Annotated in this window: 23 protein-coding genes; 10 read left to right on the forward strand and 13 right to left on the reverse strand. The window is 68.3% G+C overall.

Annotated features, from left to right (window positions below; translation table 11 throughout):
• The first annotated feature begins 19 nt into the window (after positions 1-19).
• Positions 20-607, forward strand: coding sequence for a serine O-acetyltransferase EpsC (gene epsC / locus LTH96_RS06205; RefSeq protein WP_241464853.1), 588 nt, complete (start codon positions 20-22; stop codon positions 605-607).
• On the opposite strand, the gene LTH96_RS06210 is transcribed toward epsC, so the two are convergent.
• From LTH96_RS06210 to zapE, 4 genes are all read right to left on the reverse strand, one after another.
• Positions 604-1,743: a nitronate monooxygenase family protein gene (locus LTH96_RS06210; protein WP_241464854.1), complete on the reverse strand. Its 1,140-nt coding sequence runs from the start codon at positions 1,741-1,743 to the stop codon at positions 604-606. The genes epsC and LTH96_RS06210 overlap by 4 nt on opposite strands.
• A gap of 44 nt (positions 1,744-1,787) precedes the next feature.
• Entirely contained in the window at positions 1,788-3,248 is a 1,461-nt protein-coding gene (gene gndA, locus LTH96_RS06215; RefSeq protein ID WP_241464855.1) for an NADP-dependent phosphogluconate dehydrogenase, read from the reverse strand.
• Positions 3,249-3,482: 234 nt separating this feature from the next.
• Positions 3,483-4,406 (reverse strand): polyphosphate kinase 2, encoded by a 924-nt coding sequence (ppk2, locus tag LTH96_RS06220; RefSeq protein ID WP_241464856.1) that lies wholly within the window; start codon positions 4,404-4,406, stop codon positions 3,483-3,485.
• A 108-nt stretch (positions 4,407-4,514) separates the two neighbouring features.
• Positions 4,515-5,570 carry a cell division protein ZapE gene (zapE, locus tag LTH96_RS06225; protein WP_241464857.1) on the reverse strand — a complete coding sequence of 352 codons (1,056 nt, stop codon included), beginning with the start codon at positions 5,568-5,570 and terminating at the stop codon, positions 4,515-4,517.
• An 88-nt stretch (positions 5,571-5,658) separates the two neighbouring features.
• Between zapE and LTH96_RS06230 the strand changes: the two genes are divergently transcribed.
• Both LTH96_RS06230 and LTH96_RS06235 read left to right on the forward strand, forming a co-directional pair.
• The gene (locus LTH96_RS06230; RefSeq protein WP_241464858.1) at positions 5,659-6,549 is read left to right on the forward strand and encodes a sulfurtransferase; all 891 of its coding nucleotides are present in this window, start codon (positions 5,659-5,661) and stop codon (positions 6,547-6,549) included.
• Positions 6,546-7,040, forward strand: coding sequence for a SufE family protein (locus tag LTH96_RS06235; protein WP_241464859.1), 495 nt, complete (start codon positions 6,546-6,548; stop codon positions 7,038-7,040). The genes LTH96_RS06230 and LTH96_RS06235 overlap by 4 nt, the downstream gene beginning before the upstream one ends.
• On the opposite strand, the gene LTH96_RS06240 is transcribed toward LTH96_RS06235, so the two are convergent.
• Entirely contained in the window at positions 6,985-8,355 is a 1,371-nt protein-coding gene (locus tag LTH96_RS06240) for a S9 family peptidase (protein WP_241464860.1), read from the reverse strand. The genes LTH96_RS06235 and LTH96_RS06240 overlap by 56 nt on opposite strands.
• Before the next feature lie 45 nt (positions 8,356-8,400).
• Here LTH96_RS06240 and msrB point away from each other — a divergent pair, with 45 nt between their 5' ends.
• From msrB to LTH96_RS06270, 6 genes are all read left to right on the forward strand, one after another.
• The gene (gene msrB, locus LTH96_RS06245; RefSeq protein WP_241464861.1) at positions 8,401-8,817 is read left to right on the forward strand and encodes a peptide-methionine (R)-S-oxide reductase MsrB; all 417 of its coding nucleotides are present in this window, start codon (positions 8,401-8,403) and stop codon (positions 8,815-8,817) included.
• A 3-nt stretch (positions 8,818-8,820) separates the two neighbouring features.
• A complete protein-coding gene (locus tag LTH96_RS06250; RefSeq protein ID WP_241464862.1) occupies positions 8,821-9,879 on the forward strand; it encodes a beta-eliminating lyase-related protein in 1,059 nt (352 codons plus the stop codon).
• 128 nt (positions 9,880-10,007) lie between these two features.
• Positions 10,008-10,616: a DUF3000 domain-containing protein gene (locus tag LTH96_RS06255; protein ID WP_241465098.1), complete on the forward strand. Its 609-nt coding sequence runs from the start codon at positions 10,008-10,010 to the stop codon at positions 10,614-10,616.
• Positions 10,617-10,635: 19 nt separating this feature from the next.
• The gene (locus LTH96_RS06260; protein ID WP_241465099.1) at positions 10,636-11,865 is read left to right on the forward strand and encodes an HRDC domain-containing protein; all 1,230 of its coding nucleotides are present in this window, start codon (positions 10,636-10,638) and stop codon (positions 11,863-11,865) included.
• A 107-nt stretch (positions 11,866-11,972) separates the two neighbouring features.
• Positions 11,973-14,132: a 3-hydroxyacyl-CoA dehydrogenase NAD-binding domain-containing protein gene (locus tag LTH96_RS06265; protein ID WP_241464863.1), complete on the forward strand. Its 2,160-nt coding sequence runs from the start codon at positions 11,973-11,975 to the stop codon at positions 14,130-14,132.
• Positions 14,133-14,299: 167 nt separating this feature from the next.
• Entirely contained in the window at positions 14,300-14,731 is a 432-nt protein-coding gene (locus LTH96_RS06270; protein ID WP_241464864.1) for a Rieske (2Fe-2S) protein, read from the forward strand.
• A gap of 15 nt (positions 14,732-14,746) precedes the next feature.
• Here LTH96_RS06270 and LTH96_RS06275 read toward each other — a convergent pair whose 3' ends face one another.
• From LTH96_RS06275 to dut, 7 genes are all read right to left on the reverse strand, one after another.
• The gene (locus LTH96_RS06275; RefSeq protein ID WP_241464865.1) at positions 14,747-15,238 is read right to left on the reverse strand and encodes a hypothetical protein; all 492 of its coding nucleotides are present in this window, start codon (positions 15,236-15,238) and stop codon (positions 14,747-14,749) included.
• Positions 15,239-15,240: 2 nt separating this feature from the next.
• Positions 15,241-17,244: a 1-deoxy-D-xylulose-5-phosphate synthase gene (gene dxs, locus LTH96_RS06280; protein ID WP_241464866.1), complete on the reverse strand. Its 2,004-nt coding sequence runs from the start codon at positions 17,242-17,244 to the stop codon at positions 15,241-15,243.
• A gap of 202 nt (positions 17,245-17,446) precedes the next feature.
• Positions 17,447-20,266, reverse strand: coding sequence for an aconitate hydratase (locus tag LTH96_RS06285; RefSeq protein WP_241464867.1), 2,820 nt, complete (start codon positions 20,264-20,266; stop codon positions 17,447-17,449).
• A 126-nt stretch (positions 20,267-20,392) separates the two neighbouring features.
• Complete coding sequence (locus tag LTH96_RS06290) at positions 20,393-21,922, reverse strand: class I SAM-dependent RNA methyltransferase (RefSeq protein WP_241464868.1); 1,530 nt, start codon at positions 21,920-21,922, stop codon at positions 20,393-20,395.
• A gap of 7 nt (positions 21,923-21,929) precedes the next feature.
• Complete coding sequence (locus LTH96_RS06295; protein ID WP_241464869.1) at positions 21,930-22,700, reverse strand: DUF3159 domain-containing protein; 771 nt, start codon at positions 22,698-22,700, stop codon at positions 21,930-21,932.
• Positions 22,690-23,556: a DUF3710 domain-containing protein gene (locus LTH96_RS06300; protein ID WP_241464870.1), complete on the reverse strand. Its 867-nt coding sequence runs from the start codon at positions 23,554-23,556 to the stop codon at positions 22,690-22,692. Before LTH96_RS06300 ends, LTH96_RS06295 begins: the two co-directional genes overlap by 11 nt.
• A gap of 30 nt (positions 23,557-23,586) precedes the next feature.
• Complete coding sequence (dut, locus tag LTH96_RS06305) at positions 23,587-24,027, reverse strand: dUTP diphosphatase (RefSeq protein ID WP_241464871.1); 441 nt, start codon at positions 24,025-24,027, stop codon at positions 23,587-23,589.
• Positions 24,028-24,088: 61 nt separating this feature from the next.
• Between dut and LTH96_RS06310 the strand changes: the two genes are divergently transcribed.
• Positions 24,089-24,616 carry a DUF3093 domain-containing protein gene (locus LTH96_RS06310; protein ID WP_241464872.1) on the forward strand — a complete coding sequence of 176 codons (528 nt, stop codon included), beginning with the start codon at positions 24,089-24,091 and terminating at the stop codon, positions 24,614-24,616.
• Positions 24,617-24,676: 60 nt separating this feature from the next.
• Here the strand turns inward: LTH96_RS06310 and LTH96_RS06315 are convergent, their stop codons facing one another.
• On the reverse strand, positions 24,677-24,976 hold the full coding sequence (locus LTH96_RS06315; RefSeq protein ID WP_036475539.1) for a DUF4193 domain-containing protein: 300 nt from the start codon (positions 24,974-24,976) through the stop codon (positions 24,677-24,679).
• Positions 24,977-25,163: the final 187 nt, after the last annotated feature.

Here is a 25,163-nt window from a genome sequence, read left to right on the forward strand (position 1 = left end):
GTGAAAGGTTGGTTCCCCCTTGGGACCTCTGAAACGTCTGCGTGAGGACATCAAAGCCGCGCGTGAACATGATCCCGCCGCGCGCAGCACAGCCGAGGTGGTGCTGGTCTACTCCGGCCTGCACGCCGTCTGGTCCTACCGGGTTGCCCACCGGATGTGGCAGACCCGGCCGCTGAAGACCCCGGCTCGCGCACTGTCTCAGGTGACCCGAGGCCTGACCGGCGTCGAGATCCACCCGGGCGCCCAGATCGGGCGTCGCTTCTTCATCGACCACGGCATGGGCGTGGTCATCGGCGAGACCGCCGAGATCGGTGACGATTGCATGCTCTACCAGGGCGTCACCCTCGGCGGACGATCCCTGGAACAGACCAAGCGCCACCCGACGCTGCGCGACGGGGTCGTCGTGGGCGCCGGCGCGAAGGTCATCGGACCCGTCGAGATCGGTGCAGGCTCCGCCGTGGGCGCCAACGCCGTGGTCGTGAAGTCCTCCCCGCCCAACTCGATCCTCACCGGTATCCCGGCAAAGGCGCGTCAGCGCGGAGTCGCTGAGCGGAAACCCCACGTGGACCCGGCCGAGTACGCGCTGGATCCGGCGATCTTCATCTAGAGGCTGTGGCTGCCCGCCAGGCGGCGCATGACCTCGGCGGCCGGCTCCTGCGTCGCAGCCGCGAAGCCGGTGCCCGCCCAGAGGTTGAGTCCCTGCGGGTCTGAGGCCGCGCCGGCGGCTCGGCGCAGCCCGCTGCTCAGCTGATGCAGGGCGGGGAAACCCGACGGCGCGGACATGGTCAGTGCGTCGGTGAAGCTGTTTCGCAGCGCCCGCGCCGGTCGCCCCGAGAACGCCGTGGTGATGATGGTCTCCGGCTCCCCCGGTGGAGTCACCAGGGCCTGTTGGTGAGCCAGATTAGTCCCGCTCTCGGGACACCTCAGCAGCGCAGTGCCCAGCACCGCGGCCTCCGCCCCTGCGCTCAGTGCGGCACTGACCCCCTCGGCGTCGGCAATGCCGCCGGCGGCCCACAGCGGCAGCTCGGTGAGCCCGGCGACTGCCTGCAGCAGCTCGAGAAGATCGATGTCTGCAGGCACCTGCTGCGGAGTCCAGGTTCCGGAGTGACCTCCGGCCGATGATGCTTGGACGATCAATCCGTCGACCCCGGCGCTGGCAGCCGTCACGGCCTCCTCCACGGAGGTGACCGTCTGCAGCACCCGCGTCCCGGTGGCCTTCATCCGCTCGATGTCCTGGATCTGCGGCAGACCGAAGGTCAGGCTGATCAGCGGCACCGGATTCGCCTCGAGCTCCGCAAGCTTCTGCTCCCAGGAGTCGTCCCAGAGCCGAGCCGGTGACCCGACGCCCGTGGTGCCACTGATGCCGGCTTCCCAGGTGACGCCGGCGAGGCTGCTGATCCCCGGAAGCTCCACCTCAGCCGCCCAGTGCGTCGCGTCCCGCGCGTGCTCATCCAGCCAGGCCTGGACCGCGTCACGGTGCCGGGTGAGGTCCTCGGCGCTGATCGGGACCGGGTTCGGCACGAAGAGATTGACCCCGAAGCGCGGGGTGGACTGCCGCACCCGGTGGATCTGTGCGGCCAGGTCCTGGGCGCTCTTGTATCCGGCCGCGAGGAAGCCGATGCCCCCTGCCTCGGAGGCGGCGATCACAAGCTCAGGACGGCTCGGTCCGCCGGCCATCGGGGCAGCGACCATGGGAATGGTGGCGCCTGACGAGGCCAGCAGTCCGGCCGTCCTGGTGCTCATGCGCTCAGCTCTGCAAGGTCGGAGTCGACATCTGGTTCAGCGGATCAGGCGTCGATCTCGCTGCGGTCACCGGACCACATCGTGTGGAAGGTGCCTTCCTTGTCCACGCGCTTGTAGGTGTGTGCCCCGAAGTAGTCGCGCAGCCCCTGGGTCAGCGCGGCCGGCAGCCGTTCGCGGCGCAGGCTGTCGTAATAAGACAGCGAGGAGGAGAACACCGGGGCGGGGACGCCGTAGGTCGCGGCGGCCGCGACCACGCGGCGCCAGGCCGGGAGGCATTCGTTGATGGCCTCGTTGAACTCCGAAGCCAGCAGCAGGTTCTTGGGCTGCTGGTCGCGGGGCGCGTCGTAGGCCTTCATGATGGTGTCCAGCAGGTCGGCGCGGATGATGCAGCCGGCGCGCCAGAGCGAGGCGATGGCCTTCAGGTCCAGGTCCCAGCCGAACTCTTCGCCGGCGGCGACGAGCATGTCCAGGCCCTGGGCGTAGGCGACGAGCTTGGAGGCGTAGAGGGCCTTGCGCACGTCTTCGACGAGGTCCTGGCGATCTTCGGGGCTGCCATACTTCTCCGTGGCAGAGAGGGTCTCATCGACTCCGGCGCTGAAGGTGGCGTTGGTGACGGCGCGCAGCTCGCGCTGGGAGGAGATCGAGCGGGCGAAGACCGACTCGGCGATGGCGGTGACCGGTGAGCCCACCTCCAGGCCGGAGATCGCGGTCCAGCGGCCGGTGCCCTTCTGGCCGGCGGAGTCCACGACCACGTCCACCAGCGGACGGCCGGTGGTCTCATCCTCCTGCTCGAGCACCTCGGCGGTGATCTCGATCAGGTAGGAGGCCAGGTCGGTGGTGTTCCATTCGCGGAACACACCTGCCTGCTCGCGGGGTTCGATGCCGGCGAGGGACCGCATCAGGTCGAAGGCTTCACCGATGACCTGCATGTCGGCGTATTCGATGCCGTTGTGGACCATCTTCACGTAGTGGCCGGCGCCGTCGGTGCCGACCCAGGCGCAGCAGGGCTCGCCGTTGTACTTCGCCGAGATCTTCTCCAGCATCGGGCCCAGGGAGTCGTAGGACTCCTTGGAGCCGCCGGGCATGATCGAGGGGCCGTTGAGCGCTCCCTCTTCGCCCCCGGAGACGCCGACACCGACGAAGTGCAGGTTCTTCGCGCGCAGGCTCTCCTCACGGCGTCGGGTCTCTTCATAGAAGGAGTTGCCCCCGTCGATGATGATGTCGCCCTCATCGAGCAGGGGCACCAGATCCGCGATCACCGAGTCCACCGGCGCGCCGGCCTGGACCATGATCAGCACGCGGCGGGGGCGCTCGAGCGACTCCACGAGCTCGGCCAGGGTCTCGGTGCGCACGAAGTCCCCGTCGCCCCCGTGGGCCTGGAGAAGGGCGTCCGTGCGGGCGACCGAGCGGTTGTGCAGCGCGACGGTGTAGCCGTTGCGGGCCAGATTGCGAGCCAGATTGGCTCCCATGACGGCCAGGCCGGTCACTCCGATATGTGCACTCATGCGTTCTCCTTCGTCGAGGTCAGTCAGACATTCTCACAGCGCAGCATGATCCCTGACGGCACGCGCGAACCGCAGTGACGCGGCCTCGCTGCAGCGTGCACGCAGCAGGCGCGCTGGAGGTCGGACATGGGATCCCGCCGTCGTGAACCTCGGTGTTCCCGAGGCGAGCACTGCAACTCTACCGCTTCGGCTCCACCGTCGGTCCGGGTCAGCCCTGAAGATGCGAGGTCGGGCTCAGTCACCCACCGCGTCGCGGCCGCGGCGCACGATCAGCGGATCAGGCTCTCCGACGACCTCGTGGTCCTTGCCCTCATATTCGAACTGGGCGAGGAAGCACTTCATCGCGTTGAGCCGGGCCCGCTTCTTGTCGTTGGACTTGATCGTCATCCACGGCGCGTGGTCGGTGTCGGTGCGCAGGAACATCTCTTCCTTGGCCTCGGTGTAGGCCTCCCAGCGGTCCAGGGACTCCAGGTCCATGGGAGAGAGCTTCCACTGCCGGACCGGATCGATCTGACGGATCGCGAAGCGGGTGCGCTGCTCCTGCTGGGTCACCGAGAACCAGAACTTGGTCACGTGGATCCCGGCGTCGACCAGCATCTGCTCGAACTGCGGAGCCTGGCGCATGAAGAGCTCATACTCCTGTTCGGAGGAGAACCCCATCACGCGCTCGACCCCGGCCCGGTTGTACCAGGAGCGGTCGAAGAGCACCATCTCCCCGGCGGTGGGCAGATGATCCACATAGCGCTGGAAGTACCACTGGCCGAGCTCCCGGTCCGAGGGCCGGTTCAGCGCCACGACCCGCGCGGTCCGCGGGTTCAGGTGCTCGGTGAACCGCTTGATGGTGCCGCCCTTGCCGGCGGCGTCGCGGCCCTCGAAGACGACCACGTGCTTGAGCCCATAGTCCTCGGCCCAGTACTGGAACTTCAGCAGCTCCACCTGCAGGTGATACTTCTCGATCTCGTAGACATCACGGGAGAGTCGGTTCTCGTACGGGTAGTTCTCGTGCCAGGTCTCGACGGCGCGGCCCTGCGGATCGATCAGGTCCGGGTCAGGCGTATGACCGTCCAAGACCGTGTATCCGCCTTCGCGGAGCTCATCGATGAACTCACGGAGGTTCTTGCGCGCGGTGCCGTCGACCTGGAAGATCGGGTCATTCATCAGATCAGCCTTTCTCGAGAGGCGGCTGCTGCCAGCTCATCAGTAATTCATGAACACATTGTTAACCGTCTCGGCCCGATCTGGAAGTCTGCGTCCAGCCGCAGCTGCTCAGAGCGCCTTCTCCCCCATCTGGCCGGCGCGGGCGAGCGCGGTCAGGCGCGAGACCGTGCGGTGATATTTCTTCATATAGCCGCCGGACATCATCTCTTCGGTGAAGAGCTGGTCGAAGGGCTTCCCGGAGGCCACGATCTTGATGTCCTGGTCGTAGAGCCGGTCGGCGAGCACCACGAAGCGCAGCGCCAGCGCCTGGGCTTCGATGGTCTCGACATCCTTGAGCACCAGCACATCCATGTCGGTGACCAGCTGCCGGTACCGGCTGGGATGCACCCCGGTGATGTGCTTGCAGAGTGCGTCGAAGTCATCCACCGCGATGCGGGCGTCGGGGTACTGACGTGCAGCGAAGTCTTCGATCTCGTCGGAGCCCAGCGGAGCGGGCGCCTCAGGCAGCCCACGGTGGCGGTAGTCCTCACCGTCGACCTTGATCACGGAGAACTGGTCCGAGAGCACCTGGATCTCGCGCTGGAAGTCTGCCGCGGCGAAGCGACCCTCTCCCAAGGAGCCGGGCAGCGTGTTCGACGTCGCGGCGAGCTTGACCCCGGCGTCGGCCAGTTCGCGCATCAGCCGGGACATCAGCACCGTGTCGCCCGGGTCGTCGAGCTCGAACTCATCGATGCAGACCAGCGAGTAGTCGCTGAGCACGTCCACGGTGCGGCGGAAGGACAGCGCCCCGACGAGGTTGGTGTACTCCACGAAGGTGCCGAAGGCGCGCTGGCCCTCGACCGAGTGGTACAGCGAGGCCAGCAGGTGGGTCTTGCCCACGCCGAAGCCGCCGTCGAGGTAGATCCCGCTGGACACCTTGGAACGGGCCGGCGCCCGGCCGAAGAGCTTGCCGAAGAACCCGCCGCCGCTCTGGCTGGCGCCCACGGTCGCGGAGAACTCACGCAGCGCGGTGACCGCCTTCTCCTGCGAGGGGTGCGCCGGGTCTGGAATGTAGGAGTCGAAGGAGACTTCGGCGAAGCGGAAGGACGGCCGCAGGCCCTCCAGCAGCTGACCGACTCCGAGCTGAGGGGTCCGCTGGCTCAGCGGAGTGGCGTTGGACGGCATGTGACCACTCTACCCACGACTGCGCGTTTCACCGGCTGATTCCCTATCCTGGAAGGTGACCCAGTGACGACGGAAGGTTCTGTTCACCATGACCGAAGAAAAAGACTTCTCCCAGTACGCCCACCCCGACGCCCTGGTCTCCACCGACTGGGTGGCGCAGCACAAGGACGACCCGTCCGTGGTGCTGCTGGAATCGAATGAAGATGTGCTGCTCTACGAGACCGGTCACATCCCCGGTGCGCAGAAGATCGACTGGCACACCGATCTCAACGATCCGGTCACCCGAGACTTCCTGGGCCCGCAGCAGTTCGCCGCGTTCGCCTCCGCCAAGGGGATCACCCCGGACACCACCGTGGTCTTCTACGGTGACAAGTCGAACTGGTGGGCCGCCTACGCCCTCTGGGTGTTCACCCTCTTCGGCCACCGGGACCTGCGCCTGATGGACGGCGGCCGGCAGAAATGGGCCGCCGAGGGCCGCGAGCTGGTCACCGAGGTGCAGACCCCGGCCTCGGTGAGCTACCCGACGCCGGCGCAGCGCGATGACTCCACCTTCCGCGCCTTCCGCGAGGATGTGCTCGCCCACTTCGGCAAGCCGATGATCGATGTCCGCTCGCCTCTGGAGTACTCCGGTGAGCGCACCCACATGGAGGGCTACGAGCAGGAGGGTGCGCTGCGCGGCGGCCACATCCCCTCCGCCGCCTCGGTGCCGTGGGCCAAGGCCGCCAATGAGGACGGGACCTTCCGCTCGCGTGCCGAGCTGGAGGCGATCTACACCGAGCAGGCGGGTCTTGGTCAGGCCGAAGAGGTCATCGCCTACTGCCGGATCGGTGAGCGCTCCTCGCACACCTGGTTCGTGCTGCAGCACCTGCTCGGCTACGACAACGTCCGCAACTACGACGGCTCCTGGACCGAGTGGGGCAACGCGGTGCGGCTGCCCATCGCCACCGGCGAAGAGCCCGGCGAGGTGCCCGGCGCATGAGCCAGGCCCCCACCCCGCAGGGCGACGCCGCGGCCCGGCGGCTCCCGGAGCAGCTCGCCGAGGTTGTCGAGGAGTTCGCCGAGTTGGAGGACCGGCAGAAGCTGGAGCTGCTGCTTGAGTTCTCCCGCGAGCTGCCGGAGCTGCCCGCGCGCTACCTCAACAGCTATGACCAGATGGAAGAGGTGGTGGAGTGCCAGTCCCCGCTCTTCCTCACCCTGGAGTACGACGACGCCGCTGGGACCGCCGCGATCTTCTTCGCGGCTCCCCCGGAGGCCCCGACCACGCGAGGCTTCGCGGCGATCCTGCACGAGGGGCTGAGCGGGCTGCGCTTCGAGGAGATCCTCGCCGTGCCGGAGGACCTCTCGGAGCGGCTCGGACTGTCCAAGGCGATCACCCCGCTGCGGCTGCGCGGGATGACGGCGATGCTGGGCCGGATCAAGCGTAATATCCGAGTTCACCTGGCCGCGTCTGCCCCGGTGCAGGGCGGCTGAACAGGTCGGTGACCCAGTCGATCACGGTGGCGTCCCAGCGCTTCGGATCGTGGTTCCACTCCTTGACGTGGCGGGCCTGGGCGAAGGAGACATAGGTGACCTTCGGGTTCTTCCGGGCGAGATCCCGGGAGGGCCCGTAGGGCACGATGTTGTCATCGACGCTGTGCATGATCAGCGCATGGGCCCTCAGCTGGTCCGCCCGGTCGATCCAGTTCATCGCCTGAAGATCCACCGGGGCGGCGAGCCCGGTGACCCGGCGGCCGCCCGGGTTGGAGATGAACCACTGGCCCAGGCGGCCTACCACGTCGGGGATCCGGTTGGCCTTCGCCTGGTGGGCGAGCACGTCCATCCAGTCGATCACCGGCCCGGTCAGCACCAGGCCGCGGATATATTCGGCGTAGCGGGACCGGTCTGCCGTCTGCAGGCAGATCGCTCCCCCCATGGACCAGCCGAAGAGGATGATGTCCTGAGCGCCGCGCGCCAGCGCGAACTCGATGGCGGCCTCGACGTCCTCCCATTCGGTGACCCCCAGGCCGTAGCGGCCGTCCTCGGCTGCCGGGGCCTCGCCGTCGTTGCGGTAGGAGATCAGCAGCGTCTCGGCGCCCAGCGCGGAGGTGGCGGCCAGGGCGCGGATCCCCTCCGTGCGGTTGCTGCCCCGTCCGTGGACCCCGATGGCCCACACGTTGCGTCCGCTCAGCGGGCCCTGGTGATCTGCGGACAGGCCGGCGGCCAGGGGCTGCGGCGCCACGTACCAGGCCGGTGACGGGCCACCCGGCAGCGTGATGACCACCTCGTCGCTGTCGAACCCGGCGTCGGCCGGGTTCAGAAAGACCACCGAGGTCCACCAGCCGCGCACTGCGGTGCGCAGGTCCCCGCCATAGACCTTCTCCACCGGGCGGGTGACGGTGCCGCCCTTGGGCTCCAGCGTGGTGATCGGCCCGATCCGCGCCAGCGACCGCCCGCCGTGGAAGAACAACCCGTAGGTGCCGTCCACCACGGTCTCCGCGGTGATCGGCAGGATCACCTCGTCGCCGTCTGGTCCTCTGGTAACCGCGAGGATCTCGAGATCTTCGGCACGTTCGCGCACCGGGGTGACCACGGCGCGGGCGAAGTACCCGGCGAGCCCGGAACCGGCGGCGGCCAGCGTCATCCCGGCCGCGAGCCCGGTGCCCACCCCCAAGGTCGTGGCGCGGATCCATGGCGTGTGCACCGCCGACTCACGCCGAAACCTGCTGGTCCAGGTGGGGGCCGCGCGGCGGAGCAGGGCCTTCGCCCGGGCGGCTGCGGCACCGGGTTCATTCAACCGTGGCGTCATGCGTCTCAGCTTACGCGGGCGCACGGAACGTGATGAGATAGGAACATGAGTGCGAACCAGAACACCGGAACCGGCGCCGACCCGTGGCGCGAGAAGCTCAGCCCGCAGGAGTTTCAGGTGCTGCGCCAGGGCGGCACCGAACGCGCGTACACCGGCGAGCACTGGAACAACAAGACGGAGGGCACCTACGCCTGTCGGGCCTGCGGCGCGGCGCTGTTCACCTCCACCGAGAAGTTCGATTCACGCTGCGGCTGGCCCAGCTTCTTCGAACCCGCCGCCGACGCGAACATCCGCTACCTCACCGATACCTCCATGGGGATGGAGCGCACCGAGGTGCGCTGCGGCTCCTGCGACTCCCACCTGGGACATCTCTTCACCGGCGAGGGCTTCGACACCCCCACCGACCAGCGCTACTGCATCAACTCCATCTCGATGGACTTCACCGAATCCGCAGAGAGCTGAGCCGTGCCGGCCACCGAGACGCAGCCGCGGCTGCTCGATGCCTCCTTCGCCTCTGACAACGTCGCCGGGGTCGCCCCAGAGATCCTGCAGGCGCTGACCCGGGTCAACGCCGACGCGGCCCTGCCCTACGGGGCCGATCCGGTGACTGCACAGCTGCGCGAGGTGATCAAGGAGACCTTCGGTGAGCGCGCGGAGATACTGCCGGTCTTCAACGGCACCGGCGCCAATGTGGTGGCGCTGCAGGCGCTGCTGCCGCGCTGGGGCGCCGCGATCTGCTCCGCCCAGGCCCACGTGAACAATGACGAGGGCGCCGCTCCGGAGCGCCTCGGGGCGCTCAAGCTGCTGCCGCGCCCGACCGCCGCAGGGAAGCTGACTCCCTCCGACGTGCACGCCGAGCTGAAGGCGCTGGGCTTCGTCCACGCCGCGCAGCCGCTGGCGGTCACGCTCACCCAGTCCACCGAGCTCGGCACGGTCTACACCGCCGAGGAGATCGCCGAGGTCGCCGAGGCAGCCCACGCCCACGGGCTCGGGGTCCACCTCGACGGAGCCCGGATCTCGAATGCGGCCGCCGCCCTGGGCTGTTCGCTGGGTGAGTTCACCACCGCCGCCGGCGTCGACGTCCTGAGCCTCGGCGGCACCAAGAACGGAGCCATGGCCGCGGAGGCCGTGGTGGTGATCAACCCCGACCGCGTCGCGGGCACCGACTTCATCCAGAAGTTCTCGATGCAGCTCGCGAGCAAGCAGCGCTTCGTCTCGGCCCAGCTGCTGGAACTCTTCGGCACCGACCTCTGGCGACGCAACGCCACCCATGCCAACGCTGCGGCCGCGAAGCTCGGACGCACACTCGCAGAGATCCCTGGGGTCACGCTGTCCCGGCCCACCGAGGTCAACGCCACCTTCCCCGAGGTCCCGACGAAGATCGCCGAAGCCATCCGGGACCGGTACCTGGTCCATGTCTGGGACACCGCCGCCGGCGGCAACCCGGTGCTGCGGATCATGTGCTCCTTCCAGACCACCGATGCGCAGATCGAGGCGCTGGTGGAGTGCGCCCGGCGCGCCTAGCACGTCAGACTCACCGAAGTTCCTAATCTTGGGGCGTGACAGCTTTCGGTCCCCTTGGCGGACCCGACCAGCAGGGCGCAGCGCGAGACGCATCCCAGCCGCCCCACGGTGCCAGCGGCATCGAGGGGCTGCCTGACTCTTTCCTGCAGGCGCTGAGCAGTCTGCGCCGGGCCTCCCCGCGCGCCGAGGCGCTGGTCCAGGAGGTCCCGGCGCCGTCGAAGCTGGCGCCCTTCGCGGTCGCGCTGCGCGCCGAGGTCCACTCGCACGGCGGCGTCGCACTGGGAGCCCATCCGGTCACCCGACTCCGGCCGCAGCCCGAAGACACCGAGGTCCTGGCCACCGGTCGTTTCATCCTGCTCCACGACCCCGCAGGTCAGCAGGCCTGGGGCGGGACCTTCAGGGTAGTGATCTATATCCGCGCGGAGCTCGACGCCGAGATGGGCAATGATCCGCTGCTCGCCTCCGTGGCCTGGACCTGGCTCTGTGATTCCCTCGCCCAGCACGGGGTGGAGTACAGTCATGCGGGCGGCACGGCCACCCGGATCCTCTCCGAGAGCTTCGGCAGCATGGAGAACCGGATGCCGAGCAACGATGTGGAGCTGCGCGCCTCGTGGAGCCCCACCGGAATCGGATTCGGATCCCACCTGCAGGCGTGGGCCGATATGGTCTGTTCCTTCGCGGGACTGCCGCCGCTGCCCGATGGAGTGATCGCCCTGCCACATATCAGGAGGAGCTGACGAAGTGCCGGAGACCTCGATGGACTCTCCCGAGGAGGGGCCGCCGCCCCTGCTGACCGAACCCGAGGACGGGGTTCCCTTCGTCATCGACACCGATCGCGGCCTGCAGCGCTGCGCTGAGGCGCTTGCCGCCGGCACCGGCCCCGTCGCGGTGGACGCCGAGCGAGCATCGGGCTTCCGCTACGGACAGCGCGCGTTCCTGGTCCAGCTCAAACGCGAAGGCTCCGGGCTCTGGCTCATCGACCCTGAACCGTTCACCACCCTGGCCCCGGCCCAGGAGGCCCTCGACGGCGTCGAGTGGATCCTGCACGCGGCCACCCAGGACCTCCCCTGCCTCGCGGAGCTGGGCATGCACCCGCACAGCCTCTTCGACACCGAGCTCGCCGCACGGCTGGGCGGAGTGCCCCGAGTCAGCCTCGGGGCGGTGGTGGAGTCCCTGCTGGGCGTGCGCCTCGCCAAGGAACACTCAGCAGCAGACTGGTCGCGGCGTCCGCTGCCGCAGGACTGGCTGCGCTACGCGGCCCTCGACGTCGAACTGCTGATCCCGCTGCGCGAGAGCCTCACCGAGCTGCTGCGCGAGCAGGAGAAGCTGGGCTGGGCCGAGCAGGAGTTCGAACATCTGCGCACCCACCGGCCGATCACGGTCCCGCGCAGCGAACGCTGGCGCAAGGCCACCGGGGTCAACCGACTCAAGACACCGCGGAAGCTCGCGGTGCTGCGTGAACTCTGGGCAGCCAGGGAGAACATGGCCGAGACCAAGGACATCGCCCCCGGACACATCCTGCCCGACTCGGCGCTGGTCGCCGCGGCCGACGCGGTGCCGCGCACTGTTCCCCAGCTGCTCTCGGTCAAGGGCTTCTACGGCCGGGCAGCCAAGCGCGAGGCGCCCAAGTGGCTGCGCGCGATCGAATCCGGGGCCCAGAACACCGATGCTCCGGAGTCCAAGCGGCGCGCCGCCGGTCCCCCGCCGCCACGGACCTGGAAGGACCGCAACCCGCTGGCATTCCGCCGCTACCGCACCGCCCGGGACTGGCTGACCCACCGCGCCGACGAGCTCGACCTCATGCCCGAGACCCTGCTGACCCCGGCCGTGCTCAAGCAGCTCTGCTGGACCCCGCCGAAGGTCATGGACCTGGACGGCGTCAGCGCCGCACTGCGCGAGCTCGGCGCCAGGCCATGGCAGATCGAGCAGTGCGCCGCCATCGTCACCGTGGCCCTGCTCGACCCGGAGCCGCTCGAGTCCTTCTGACACCCACGGCGGCGGTTTCCTCCTTGGTTACTCATGGGTAGGATGTGAGCTGAGACTCACCCGAGGCGCGGTTGCCCCGCGCCGACCCCACGTCACGGAGGCAGCACATGACATCAGCGCACTCACCCGAGATCCCGACAGAGGCTCTGGACTTCTCCCACTTCGCGGACCTCGCGGAAGCCTTCAGCGACGAGGTCATCACGCACTCTCGCGCCGAGGACATCGCACTGCCCGACGGCGCGGGCACGCTGGTGCTCGTGCGCCTGGACAATGACCAGCCCAAGCGCCCCTCCACCCTGGGCCCGAGCAGCCTCATCGGGTTCGGCGAGGTCCTCGCCGCCCAGCTGCCCCGGGCCCGCGCCGGAGAGATCGCCGGCATCGCGGTGATCGGCAAACCCGGGGTGCTCGCCGCCGGCGCAGACTTGGGCGCCGCCGAACGGGTGGAATCCCGCGACCACTCCACCGCCATGGCCGATCTGGGCCACCACGCCTACCGGCTGCTCGAGGACTTCCCGGTGCCCAGCTTCGCCTTCATCAACGGCACCGCACTGGGCGGCGGGCTTGAGATCGCCCTGGCCGCCCAGCACCGCACCGTCTCCACGGCGGCCAAGGGCATCGGACTGCCCGAGGCCTTCCTGGGCCTGGTCCCGGGCTGGGGCGGCATCTACCGGCTCCCGCGCCTGATCGGCCCCGAGGCCGCCGCCGAGGTCATCTTCACCAACGCGCTGAACAACAACCGCACCCTGACCGGGAAGAAGGTCCACGCCTTGGGGCTCGCCGATCAGCTCCTCGAGGCCGAGCAGTTCGAGGCCGAGAGCATCGCCTACGCGGGGAGGATCATCACCGGTGATGCCGCCACCGCGGAGCAGCTCGCCGCGCACCGCAGCCATGACGACTCCCCCGAGGCCTGGACCCGCGCGATCGAAGCCGCCGAGCGCACCGTGGCGACCAAGCTTGGCCCCTCCGCCCCCGCCCCGCGCCGCGCGCTGGACCTGTTCACCCAGGTGCCTGAGCGCACCCGGGAGCAGAGCCGCGCCGCCGAGTGCGAGGCGCTGGGCGATCTGATGCTCACCGATGAGTTCCGCAACACCGTCTACGCGTTCCTGAACCTGCTGCAGAAGCGGGCCAAGCGTCCCGCCGGGGTGCCCGAGGTCCAGCCGCGCAGCATCGGCAAGGTCGGCGTGGTCGGGGCAGGACTCATGGCCTCCCAGCTCGCGATGGTCTTCGCCGCGCAGCTGCAGGTTCCGGTGGTGCTCACCGATATCGACCAGGCCCGAGTGGACAAGGGGCTGGACCACATCGCGGCCCAGCTCGAGAAGCAGGCCAGCAGGGGCCGGATCACGCAGGAGCAGGCCGCCGGGCTGCGCGGACTGATCACCGGCTCCACCGACAAGTCCGTCTACGCCGACGCGGACTTCGTCATCGAGGCGGTCTTCGAGGAGATCGGCGTGAAGAAGCAGGTCTTCGCCGAGCTGGAGCAGATCGTGCCGGCTGAGACGATCCTCGCGACGAACACCTCCTCGCTCTCGGTCACCGAGATGGCAGCTGACCTCTCCCACCCCGAGCGGGTCATCGGCTTCCACTTCTTCAACCCGGTGGCCGCCATGCCGCTGGTCGAGATCGCCCGGGCCCCGCAGACCGCTGATGAGCCCATCGCCACGGCCTTCGCCCTCGCCGCGGGACTGCGCAAGACCCCGGTGCTGACCAGCGACGCGACGGCGTTCGTGGTCAACCGGGTGCTGCTGCGGCTGATGGCCGAGGTGCAGAAGGCCTTCGACGAGGGCACCGACGCGGCCACGGCTGACGCCGCGCTGAAGCCCATCGGCCTGCCGATGAGCCCGTTCACGCTGCTGGCGATGGTGGGCATCCCGGTGGCCCAGCACGTGACCGAGTCGCTGCACACCAGCTTCGGGGACCGATTCCACGTCTCGGCCAACCTGCAGCGCCTCATCGACGCGGGCGTCACCGAGATCTGGAGCACCGACGACGCCGGGCAGCCGTTCATCAAGGACAGCACCATCGGCCTGATGAGCTTCGGCAGCGCACCCCGCACCGCGGAGCAGCTGCTCACCACGGTCCAGGACGCCCTCGCCGAGGAGATCGGGATGATGCTCGATGAGGGCGTCGTCGCCTCCCGCCAGGATGTGGACCTGTGCATGATCCTGGGGGCCGGCTGGCCGCTGCACCGCGGTGGGATCACCCCCTACCTGGATCAGGTCGGCGCCAGCGAGCGGGTCAATGGTCGTACGTTCAGCGCGCGCGACTGAGCCGCTGCCGGGTCCGCGCTGAGCTCCGGGGCTGATGAGCTCCGGGGCCAGCGGGATCCGGGCCAGCTGGTCCAGGTCAGCGGTCCGGGCCAGCTGTTGGATCAGCCCCGGTACAGGGTGCTGACACAGAGGCTGGTCCCGGACCGATCACTCGTAGACTGGGCCCCATGACTTCGCCATGCTGTGACCGCCGTCGATTCCTGCACGCCTCAGCCCTGACTGCGGGCTCGGCGGCGCTGCTCACCGCCTGCGGGACTGATGAGTCGCCCGAGCCTGCCACGCCGACCCGGGCCGAGGGCGGCTCCTGGACCGAGGTCATGCCGCTTGCCGACCTGGAGGTGGGGGCCAGCAGCACAGCCGAGATCGGTGAGACGCAGCTGTTGCTGCACCGCAGCGATGAGGACACGGTCCACGCCTTCTCCGCGGTCTGCACGCATGAGGGATGCGCGGTGGGCACCGAGCCGGAGCGCTTCGCCTGCCCGTGCCACGGCTCGATCTTCAATCTGGAGACCGGGGCCGCCGAGGGCGGCCCGGCGCGTGATCCGCTGACCCGCTACCCCGCCGAGATCGACGGGGAAGCCATCCGGGTCCAGGCGTAGCGTCCGCCTCCGGGCTCAGCCGACGCGCAGCTCGATCTTCGAGGCAGGGACGTCGCCGGCGCGCATGGCGGCCTTCACGGCCTCCTTCGCCTTGCCCTGGTGCAGCGTCTTGATGCGCATCACCGAGGCGTGACCGCCGGCGTGGGGCTCGGTCACCGGGTCGCTGAGCAGACCCAGGCCGCGCCAGGCCAGCGTGGCGAGCACCTCACGGTGCACGGCGCCGATGTTGCGCTCCTCAGACGCGCTGGGCTGTGCGCCCTTCAGCGGGTAGAGCAGGCGCATCTCGATCTGGGCCTCGGCGGGAGGTTCGGTGAAGCCGTCGGCCCGGCACTGGGCGGTGAAGCTCTCGAGCAGCTGCTCGGCCTCCTCCGCGCTGGCACCCTCCGAGGAGAGCTTGCCGTTGGCGCCCAGCACCCCGTGGTGGATGACGAACTCTCCGGTCGCTTCGTCGTACCAGGCTTCACGATAGTTCCAGGCCTGCTCGTCGCGGCGGTAGAGAGTGATCAATGTCAGACCTTTCGGGTGCGGAGACTGGGGATCTGGCCGGTGGGAAACGGTTCACCGGGCAGCGGACGGGCGTAGGGGACCTTCGTGCCGAGGACCTGTCCGACGGCGTCCTGGGTGATCTTCTGTGCCGTGAGGCCCACGCGTTCGAGGACCTCGCCGCGGGTGCCGTGGCGGAGGAACTCCACCGGCAGTCCCACCTCGTTCAGGCCGGTGTCAACGCCGGCCTCGCGCATGCTCTGTCGAATGCGCGAACCCACGCCGCCGGCCTTGACGCCGTCCTCGATGCAGATCACGGTCCGGTGCCGAGCGGCCAGCGAGACCACCGAGTCCGGCACCGGCAGCACCCAGCGCGGGTCTACCACGGTGGCGCTGATGCCTTGATCGGCGAGCCGCTGAGCGACGTCGAGGGAAAGTTCGGCCATGGTGCCGACGGAGACGATGAGCACGTCGTGCGCGTAGGGCTTCTGCGCCTCGGAGCTGGCCGCGGAGCGCCAGAGCACGTCCACGCCATCCTCAAGACGTTCGAGCGCATCGATCTCACCGTTGACCGAGCCCTTGGAGAAGCGCAGCACCGTCGGAGCGTCGTCCACAGCCACCGCCTCGCGCAGCTCCTCGCGCAGCCGGGTGGAGTCACGTGGGGCGGCGATCCGCAGGCCCGGGACGATCTGGAGCAGCGAGAGGTCCCACATGCCGTGGTGGCTGGGCCCGTCGGGTCCGGTGACTCCGGCCCGGTCGAGGACCACCGTGACACCTGCTCGGTGCAGGGCGACATCCATCAGCAGCTGATCGAAGGCGCGGTTGAGGAAGGTCGCGTAGATCGCGACCACCGGGTGAAGTCCCCCGAAGGCGAGTCCGGCGGCGGAGGTCAGCGCGTGCTGCTCGGCGATGCCGACGTCGAAGACGCGTTCCGGATGCTTCTGCGCGAAGCTGCGCAGACCGACCGGGATCATCATCGCACCGGTGAGCGCGACGATGTCCTCACGCTCATCAGCGATGGCGGTGATCTCTTCTTCGAACACCGAGGTCCAGGAGCGTGCGCCGCCGCGGTGCACCGGCTCCCCGGTCTCCGGGTCGATGACGCCGACGGCGTGGAACTGGTCGTTCTCATCGGCCCGGGCGGGAGCGTATCCCTTGCCCTTCTCGGTCAGCGCGTGCACGATCACCGGTCCGCCGTAGTTCTTCGCGTCGGTGAGCGCCTCTTCCAGGGCGCCCTGATCGTGGCCGTCCACCGGCCCGATGTACTTCATGCCGAGGTCCTCGAAGAGTCCCTGGGGGGCCCAGAAGTCCTTGGCGCCCTTCTTGGCGGCGTGCAGGCTGCGGTAGACCATCTTGCCGACCGGTCCGCCGTTCTGCAGCCTGGTCTTGGTGCCGTCCATGACGTTCTCATAGGTGCGGTGGGTCCGCACCTTGTCCAGGAAGTTCCGGCGCAGCCGGCCCAGCTGATCGGCCAGACCCCCGACGGTGGGCGCATAGGAGCGCCCGTTGTCGTTGACCACGATGATCACGCGGCGGTCTTTGTCGGCTGCGATGTTGTTCAGCGCCTCCCAGGCCATGCCGCCGGTGAGCGCGCCGTCGCCGATCACCGGGATGACGCAGCGGTCAGCTTCCCCTGCGAGCACGCGGGCCTTGGAGATCCCGTCGGCCCAGGAGAGCGAGGAGGAGGCGTGGGAGGACTCGACGATGTCATGCACCGATTCGGCCCGCTCCGGGTACCCGGCGATGCCGCCGGTCTGGCGCAGCGTGGAGAAGTCCTGCCGCCCGGTGACCAGCTTGTGCACATAGGACTGGTGGCCGGTGTCGAAGATGATGGAGTCCCGCGGGGAGTCGAAGACCCGGTGGATCGCCAGGGACAGCTCGACCACGCCGAGGTTGGGTCCGAGATGCCCGCCGGTCTTGGAGACGTTGGCGATGAGGAACTGCCGAATCTCTGCCGAGAGCCTCTCCATCTGCTCGTCGCTGAGCTTGGACAGCTCCTGCGGAGACGTGATTGTCTGCAGAATACTCATTGGTGCATTCTACCTCTCGCGTCCTGCGCGGACGGACCTTGACGGTTCTCCGACACTTTCTCTGACACATTCCCAAGACACATTCCCGAGACATATTCCCAGACACATTCCCAGACACGGAGGGGCGCTCCGATCCGTGGATCGAAGCGCCCCTTCGCGGATGAGACGACCGGAGCCGCTCAACAGCCCAGGATCAGGCTGACTACTTCTTCACCAGCTGGCGCAGCACGTACTGCAGGATGCCGCCGTTGCGGTAGTAATCGGCCTCGCCCGGTGTGTCGATGCGGAGCACGGCGTCGAAGCTGACCTCTGCGCCGTCCTCCTTGACCGCGGTGACCTTGACCGTCTTCGGGGTGGTGCCGCTGTTCAGCTCGGTCACCCCGGAGATGGAGTAGGTCTCGTAGCCGTCGAGGCCGAGGGTGTCGGCCGACTCGCCTTCGGGGAACTGCAGCGGCAGCACGCCCATGCCGATCAGGTTCGAGCGGTGGATGCGCTCGAAGGACTGGGTGATGACCGCGCGGACGCCGAGCAGGCTCGTGCCCTTGGCGGCCCAGTCACGCGAGGAGCCGGAGCCGTATTCCTTGCCGCCGAGGACCACCAGCGGAATGCCGGCCTCCTGGTAGTTGACCGCCGCGTCGTAGACCGCGGACTGCGGAGCGCCTTCCTGGGTGAAGTCGCGGGTGTAGCCGCCCTCCACGCCGTCGAGCAGCTCGTTCTTGATGCGGATGTTCGCGAAGGTGCCGCGGATCATGACCTCGTGGTTGCCACGGCGGGAGCCGTAGGAGTTGAAGTCCTTGCGCGCCACGCCGTTCTCCAGCAGGTACCGACCGGCCGGGGTGTCCGACTTGAAGGATCCGGCCGGGGAGATGTGGTCGGTGGTGACCGAGTCGCCCAGCTTCAGCAGCACCCGGGCGCCTTCGATGTCGGTGACATCGGAGGGCTCGAGCTTCATGCCGTCGAAGTAGGGGGGCTTCCGGACGTAGGTGGAGTCCTCGTCCCAGGCGAAGGTGGAGCCCTCGGGGGTCTCCAGCTCCTGCCAGCGGTGATCCCCGTCGAAGACGGTGGAGTACTTGGAGGTGAACATCTCGGTGTCGATGGACGCGTCGATGATCTTCTGCACCTCGACCGGGTCCGGCCAGATGTCGGCGAGGAAGATGGCCTTGCCGGACTCGTCGTGGCCCAGCGGCTCGTTCTCGAAGTCGAAGTCCATGGTTCCGGCCAGGGCGTAGGCGACCACCAGCGGCGGGGAGGCCAGGTAGTTCATCTTCACGTCCGGGTTGATCCGGCCTTCGAAGTTGCGGTTGCCCGAGAGCACCGAGGTCACGGCGAGATCCTGTTCCTGGATCTTCTGCGAGATCTCCTCCTCCAGCGGACCGGAGTTGCCGATGCAGGTGGTGCAGCCGTAGCCGACCACGTAGAAGCCGACCTTCTCGAGGTACTCGATCAGTCCTGACTTCTCGTAGTAGTCGGTGACGACCTTGGAGCCCGGAGCCAGGGAGGTCTTGACCCAGGGCTTGTTGGTCAGGCCCTTCTGGACCGCGTTGCGGGCCAGCACGCCGGCGGCCATCATCACGTTCGGGTTCGAGGTGTTGGTGCAGGAGGTGATGGACGCGATGGAGACCGCGCCGTGATCGAGGTGGAACTCGCGACCGTCTGGCATGGAGACCGGGGTCGGGTTCGACGGCCGGCCGTCAACGGGGGCCCCTGAGGTGTCGCGCGGCTTGTCCTTTGCGGACTGCTCGTCGGTCGCGTCGTGCGACGGCGCGTCGGAGGCCGGGAAGGACTCTTCGGAGGCCTCGTCGACGGCGCCGTTGGTGGTGGACCCGTTCTTGGCGTAGTTGTGGATGTCCTTGCGGAACTGCTCCTTGGCATCGGTGAGCTCGATGCGGTCCTGCGGACGCTTCGGGCCGGCGATGGAGGGCACCACGGTGGAGAGGTCCAGCTCGAGGAACTCCGAGAAGCGCAGCTCGCGGGAGGGATCGTGCCACATGCCCTGTTCTTTGGCGTAGGCCTCGACCAGTGCGAGCTGATCCTCCGTGCGCCCGGTCAGGCGCAGGTAGCCCATGGTGACGTCGTCGATCGGGAACATCGCCGCGGTGGAGCCGAACTCCGGGGACATGTTGCCGATGGTGGCGCGGTTGGCCAGCGGCACAGCCGCCACACCCTCGCCGTAGAACTCCACGAACTTGCCGACCACACCGTGCTGGCGCAGCATCTGGGTGATGGTGAGCACGACGTCGGTGGCGGTGGCTCCGGCGGGGATGGATCCGCTGAGCTTGAAGCCGACGACGCGCGGGATCAGCATGGAGATCGGCTGGCCGAGCATCGCTGCCTCGGCCTCGATGCCGCCCACACCCCAGCCGAGCACGCCGAGGCCGTTCTCCATGGTGGTGTGTGAGTCGGTGCCGACACAGGTGTCGGGGTAGGCGCGCAGGGCGCCGTCGACCTCGCGGGTCATCACGGTGCGGGCCAGGTTCTCGATGTTCACCTGGTGGACGATGCCCATGCCCGGGGGGACGACCTTGAAGTCGTCGAACGCGGTCTGGCCCCAGCGCAGGAACTGGTACCGCTCACCGTTGCGCTGGTACTCCATGTCCATGTTGCGCTCGATGGCGTCGGAGTTGCCGAAGGAGTCGATCTGGACGGAGTGATCGATCACCATCTCGGCGGGTGCCAGCGGGTTGATCTGCTCGGGCTTGCCGCCGAGCTCCTTGACGGCCTCACGCATGGTCGCCAGGTCCACCACGCAGGGGACGCCGGTGAAGTCCTGCATCAGGACGCGGCCGGGGGTGAACTGGATCTCGGTGTCCGGCTGAGCGTTCTCATCCCACTGGGCCAGAGCCTTGATGTGCTCGGCGGTGACGTTTGCACCATCTTCGGTGCGCAGGAGGTTCTCGAGCAGGACCTTCAGGCTGTAGGGAAGGGAGTCATATCCCTCCACAGCCTTGAGTCGGAAGATTTCATAGTCGGTGCCGTCGACGTTGAGGACGCCTTTGGCCCCATAGCTGTCCGCTTTATTCACTCGGGACTCCTTGTTAGTTGCCAGTCGTGCCAGCCCGCGCCGATGAACAGCCGGGCCGATGGATCGATGTTCAGTCTACTCTTTCAGCTTTCTGAGACGCACGTCATAGGGAGCGTGGCGCGCCGTTCACCTGCGATGAGGTGCTCGGAACAGAGCGACCGATTCCATGTGGTGGGTGTTGGGGTACAGATCGAAGACCTTGAGGTCTGCCAGCTCCCAGCCCCGGGTCATCAGAGACTTGGCGTCCCGGGCGAAGGAGGAGGGTTCGCAGGAGACGTAGAGGACCTCCCGCGGGCCCGCGGCGTCGATCCCCGTGATGACGCGTTCACCGGCTCCGGTGCGCGGAGGGTCCAGCAGGATCAGGTCACGTTGGGCGAGACGATCCAGGACCGCCTCCACCGGCGCCTGCAGCACTTCGACCTGCGGGGACCCTGCGAAGAGCTGTGCTGCACTGGCGCTGGAGCCGGGTGCCCCTTCAACGCTGAGCACCGACCCGGCTGCGCCTGCGAGCTCGGCCGCCCAGGCGCTGAAGAGGCCGGCCCCGGCGTAGAGGTCTGCCACCGAGGCGCCGGAGGGCACCTGTGTCATCGTGTTCACGGCTTCGACCAGGCAGCGCGGGGCATTGCGGTGGATCTGCCAGAAATCCTCGGGCTGGATCTCCACCGTGGAGAACGTCCCCGCAGGTGACGCTGAATCCGCGGTTGGGGGCTGCGGCAGGGGCAGCGGTTCGGTGACCGTGCGGGACCCGGCGACCACGGTGTAGCTGATCCGCTCCGGGCGCGGCGCGGACGCCTGATCCTGGGCGCGTGCCCCGGGGCCGGATCGCTCGCCGCGACCCCGACGTCCGGCGCCGCGGGCACCGGCGCGACCCCGGCTGGGGTTGGGTTCCGGCGCGGAGGTGGCCAGCACGATGTTGGCGATGGCCGGCTCCCGCTGGTGCAGGTGCAGCAGCCGCTCGTTGAGCTCCTCACGCTCGACTGCGGGAAGCCCGCGCCGGACGTGCACCACCAGAGTGACCTGTGGGCCGGCGCCGGCGGCCACGGCGTCGACCCGGTCGACGCCCTTGAAGTTGAAGCCGAAGATGCCGCTCTCATGGATCGATGACACTGCCAGCGGCATCCCGCGCAGCTCGATGAGCTCGTTGCTGCGGTGCGGCTTCATGCTCAGCGCACCCAGGGCGCTGACCGCGAAGCTGGCCCGGGTCCGCCAGTGCAGCCCGTGGTAGGGCCCGTCGGAGAGCACGTCGTGGACGTGGACCTCTCCGTCGCCGGAGGCCAGCGGCAGGCGCTGATCGTGGATCGAGAATCCCCCGATCCGCTGCATGGTGTCGCGGAAGACCTGGCCCTTGAGCCGGCGCTGGTGCTGGTCGGTGATGTGGCCGAACTCGGCACCGCCCACCGGGAGCCGATCGTTCTCGTGGGCGCGCAGCGAGTCCGCGAGCTTCCAGATGTGCCGGCGGCGGTAGTCGGAGGGACTCAACACCTCGACGACGTCGGCTCGCCAGTATTTGGCGCCCGGTCCTCCCTCGGTCACGCGGGCTCGCACGGTCTCCCCCGGGATGGCGTGGCGCACGAAGACGACGCGACCCTCGTGGCGGGCGACACAGTGGCCGCCATGGGCCATCGGTCCGATGTCCAGCGTCAGGGTCTGCGTCATCGCGGAATCACCATCTCTTTTCTTGTTCGGCCTCTTCTGCGGGCTCTTGTTCGGCCTCTGCTGCGGAGGGCTCGAGCGGACTCTGCGCCGGTCGTGAGATGAGCCACCCTACCCACAGCGCCAGCGCATAGAGCGGGATGCCCATGACCAGGCGCGCGGTGCCCAGTCCGGCCACATCGTCGGCCAGGTAGAGCGGGACCTGGACGATCAGGCGCAGCGCGGGGACGGCGAGGAGCAGCCAGGTGGCCAGCGAGTATCGCCGACGACGCGCCGGGTCCTTGCGCCAGTCCAGCCCCTCACCCCGAACCACGCCGAAGAGCAGGCCCAGGAACGGCCACTTGACCAGGATCGAGATGAGGAATGCCAACAGGTAGCCGGCGTTGATCAGGAAGCCCCAGGCGTAGAAGTCGCGGGCGTCCCCGGTCCGGTAGGCGACCAGGGCGCAGATCAGGATGCCGGCGAGTCCGGCCAGGGACTGAACCAGCGAGCCCTTCTGCACCAGCCGGACGATGGCGAATCCGACGCCGATCGCCACCGAGATGATCAGCGCGGTGATCAGCTCTTCGGTGACCAGGAAGGCGATCAGGAAGGCCGCGGCGGGCAGCGAGGACTCGACGAGTCCGCGCACCCCGCCCACCGAGGCCAGCACGTCGATGGAGCCGTCATCACCGGTGCGCACCCGGGAGGCGGCGGCAGTCGAGAACTGCGCCGCGGGATCACGGGTGGAGTCCGGGTGGGAGTCCGGCTCGGAGCGTGGCTGGCCTGGGTCAGCGGTCATCGCTCACCGGTGCCGCAGCAGGATTGGGACTGGGGGAATCATCGCGACGCTGGGCCCGGTTGCGCGGGACCACCACCCGCTTCGCCCCTTCCGGAGGCTGCAGGCGCAGCAGCTCGCGCGGGGGCAGCGGGTCGTCGCCCCGGACGACCACGATCTTGGCGAACAGGTCTTCGACCGCACGGGCTGCGGAGGCGTCGATGGCGCCGCGGCCGCCGACCACCCCGCGCAGGAACCAGCGCGGGCCCTCGAAGCCGATGAAGCGGGCCACCCGCCAGCCTTTGCGTCCGTCTTTCAGGACGGTCGGCACGCGTGCCGCCAGCTCCATGCCGAAACGACCGTCGACTCGCTTGACCTTGCCGTCCTGCTTGAGCACCGACTCTTCGATCTGGTCGAGCACCTCACCCCAGGTGCCGCCGGACTTCGGGGCCGAGAAGGGCTGGACCTGGATGCTCGCCTGGTCGACCATGACGGTCAGCGCGACCACGCGCTTGGTCTTCTGATCGATGTCCAGACGCACCTGCTGGTTCTTCGCCGCGGGGACCAGCAGCGCCCCGAAGTCCAGATAGCCCTTCTTGGACTCCAGCTCACGGAAGTCGCGCGGCACCGCCAGCGGAGTGGACTCGGTGACCGGCTGCGCCACGGAGGTGACCGGTGACGACGGGGCGTCGGCGGCCGTCGCCGTGGCTGAAGCGTCAGGGGCCGCCGCGTCGGTGGCCGAGACGTCTGGGGGCGCGACGTCAGTCGGCGGGCTCTGTGGCGACTCTGCCTGTGGTGATTCTGTCTGTGCTGACTCTGCCGGGGCCGCGTCTGTCTCCGGTGCCTGCGTCGCTGGGGTCTTCTTCTTGCCGAAGAGCATGCCTGTCCTCCTGGTCGGTTCTGCGCTGTTCTATCGCCCGGTGGACCCGAAGCCGCCTGCGCCGCGATCACTGGTCTCGAGATCGTCCACCAGGGTGAAATCAGCCTGCTCCACCTTCTGCAGAAGCAGCTGAGCTATCCGGTCCCCACGGGCGAAGTGGACCGCCTCGTGGCGATCCGTGTTGAGCAGGCACACCTTGATCTCCCCACGATACCCAGCGTCCACGGTCCCTGGGGCATTGACCACGGTGATCCCGTGGCGCACGGCGAGTCCGCTGCGCGGATGGACCAGGCCGACCCAGCCCTGCGGCAGCGCCAGCGCGACTCCGGTGGGGACCAGCCGGCGCTCCCCCGGTTCGAGCGTGAACTCCTCGGCGGTCAGCAGATCAGCCCCGGCATCACCGGGATGGGAATAGCGCGGGACGTCTAAGCCCGGGTCCAGCTGCTTGAGAGGTACTGAGATGCGATTCACAGCCCCGAGTGTACCGTCGCGGTCGAGTCGAGTCCTCAGCCGGACATGCGACGATAGTGCCATGAGTGACGAGAGTGCCAAGAATGGCGAAGCTTCCTCCCCGAGCGTGGACAGCGAGACCGCCCCGATCTACACCGAGAAGCTCTGGCCGGCCTGGTGGCTGTGGGTCGCCGGGGTCATGCTGGGGGCGTCGATCTCACTGATCTTCTTCCCGATCAGCATCACCTTCGGGTTGCTGACCGTGTTCATCGGCATCGGCCTGGTCATCTTCGGCCTGGTCATCACCACCCCGACGCTGGAGGTCACTCCGGGGTGGCTGCGTGTGGGCCGGGCCCGCATCCAGACGGTGCATCTGGGCCGGGTCGTGGCGCACCGCGGGGATGCCGCCCGCGAACAGCTGGGACCGGGTTTCGACGCAAGCTCCTACCAGTGCATCCGTGGCTGGATCGATCCGGTCATCACCGCGCAGATCATCGATCCCAAGGACGCCACCCCGTATTGGATCTTCTCCACCAGAAAGCCAAACGCCGTGCTCTCCGCATTGGGCTCCGCGGAGCCCGTGCAGGAGCACGGCGTCAGTTTCGAATGACGTGGATCCCCTCGGGCCGCCAGTGGCTGAGGGTCTCCAGGTCTGTTCACTGCGGAGCGATCAGCCCTCGCAGTCCTTGCAGAAGAACATGCCGTTCTCCTCGCGAGCCACCTGGGAGCGATGACGCACCAGGAAGCAGGATGAGCACGTGAACTCATCCGACTGGGCGGGCAGCACGCGGACCTGCAGCTCCTCGTCGGAGAGATCCGCTCCGGGGAGCTCGAATCCTTCAGCGGCCTCGGTCTCGTCCTCGTCCACCACAGAGGACTGTCGCGAGGTGTTCCGGTTCTTCAGCTCCTCGATGGAATCTTCGCTGGTTTCGTCGTCGTTCTTCCGCGGGGCGTCGTAATCGGTTGCCATAAGAGGTGCTCCACACTCCGAATTCTTGAGATCGAAGCGCTCGTTGACCGGCTTCGGGATGAAGCTGATTGAGCGCGATTTCCCTGTGGCGTGGCCCCCTGCCGGTCCGGGCTGTTGCCCGGTCCGCAGAACACGTGGGAAATTCTGGTCGGACAGATTGTGTCCCATCCGGATCGCAGGACCAAAT

The organism is Nesterenkonia sp. LB17 (assembly GCF_022565915.1).
Classification (GTDB): Bacteria; Actinomycetota; Actinomycetes; order Actinomycetales; family Micrococcaceae; genus Nesterenkonia.

What these genes read in the sequence shown, in the direction of transcription:
- LTH96_RS06270 (WP_241464864.1), top strand. Translation starts at nt 14,300, where the DNA reads ATGACTTCGCCATGCTGTGACCGCCGTCGATTCCTGCACGCCTCAGCC.
- dxs (WP_241464866.1), bottom strand. Translation starts at nt 17,244, where the DNA reads ATGAGTATTCTGCAGACAATCACGTCTCCGCAGGAGCTGTCCAAGCTC.
- LTH96_RS06290 (WP_241464868.1), bottom strand. Translation starts at nt 21,922, where the DNA reads ATGACGCAGACCCTGACGCTGGACATCGGACCGATGGCCCATGGCGGC.
- LTH96_RS06240 (WP_241464860.1), bottom strand. Translation starts at nt 8,355, where the DNA reads ATGACGCCACGGTTGAATGAACCCGGTGCCGCAGCCGCCCGGGCGAAG.
- gndA (WP_241464855.1), bottom strand. Translation starts at nt 3,248, where the DNA reads ATGAGTGCACATATCGGAGTGACCGGCCTGGCCGTCATGGGAGCCAAT.
- LTH96_RS06295 (WP_241464869.1), bottom strand. Translation starts at nt 22,700, where the DNA reads ATGACCGCTGACCCAGGCCAGCCACGCTCCGAGCCGGACTCCCACCCG.
- zapE (WP_241464857.1), bottom strand. Translation starts at nt 5,570, where the DNA reads ATGCCGTCCAACGCCACTCCGCTGAGCCAGCGGACCCCTCAGCTCGGA.
- LTH96_RS06235 (WP_241464859.1), top strand. Translation starts at nt 6,546, where the DNA reads ATGAGCCAGGCCCCCACCCCGCAGGGCGACGCCGCGGCCCGGCGGCTC.
- LTH96_RS06260 (WP_241465099.1), top strand. Translation starts at nt 10,636, where the DNA reads ATGGACTCTCCCGAGGAGGGGCCGCCGCCCCTGCTGACCGAACCCGAG.
- msrB (WP_241464861.1), top strand. Translation starts at nt 8,401, where the DNA reads ATGAGTGCGAACCAGAACACCGGAACCGGCGCCGACCCGTGGCGCGAG.
- LTH96_RS06230 (WP_241464858.1), top strand. Translation starts at nt 5,659, where the DNA reads ATGACCGAAGAAAAAGACTTCTCCCAGTACGCCCACCCCGACGCCCTG.
- LTH96_RS06210 (WP_241464854.1), bottom strand. Translation starts at nt 1,743, where the DNA reads ATGAGCACCAGGACGGCCGGACTGCTGGCCTCGTCAGGCGCCACCATT.
- LTH96_RS06310 (WP_241464872.1), top strand. Translation starts at nt 24,089, where the DNA reads ATGAGTGACGAGAGTGCCAAGAATGGCGAAGCTTCCTCCCCGAGCGTG.
- ppk2 (WP_241464856.1), bottom strand. Translation starts at nt 4,406, where the DNA reads ATGAATGACCCGATCTTCCAGGTCGACGGCACCGCGCGCAAGAACCTC.
- LTH96_RS06300 (WP_241464870.1), bottom strand. Translation starts at nt 23,556, where the DNA reads ATGCTCTTCGGCAAGAAGAAGACCCCAGCGACGCAGGCACCGGAGACA.
- LTH96_RS06315 (WP_036475539.1), bottom strand. Translation starts at nt 24,976, where the DNA reads ATGGCAACCGATTACGACGCCCCGCGGAAGAACGACGACGAAACCAGC.
- LTH96_RS06265 (WP_241464863.1), top strand. Translation starts at nt 11,973, where the DNA reads ATGACATCAGCGCACTCACCCGAGATCCCGACAGAGGCTCTGGACTTC.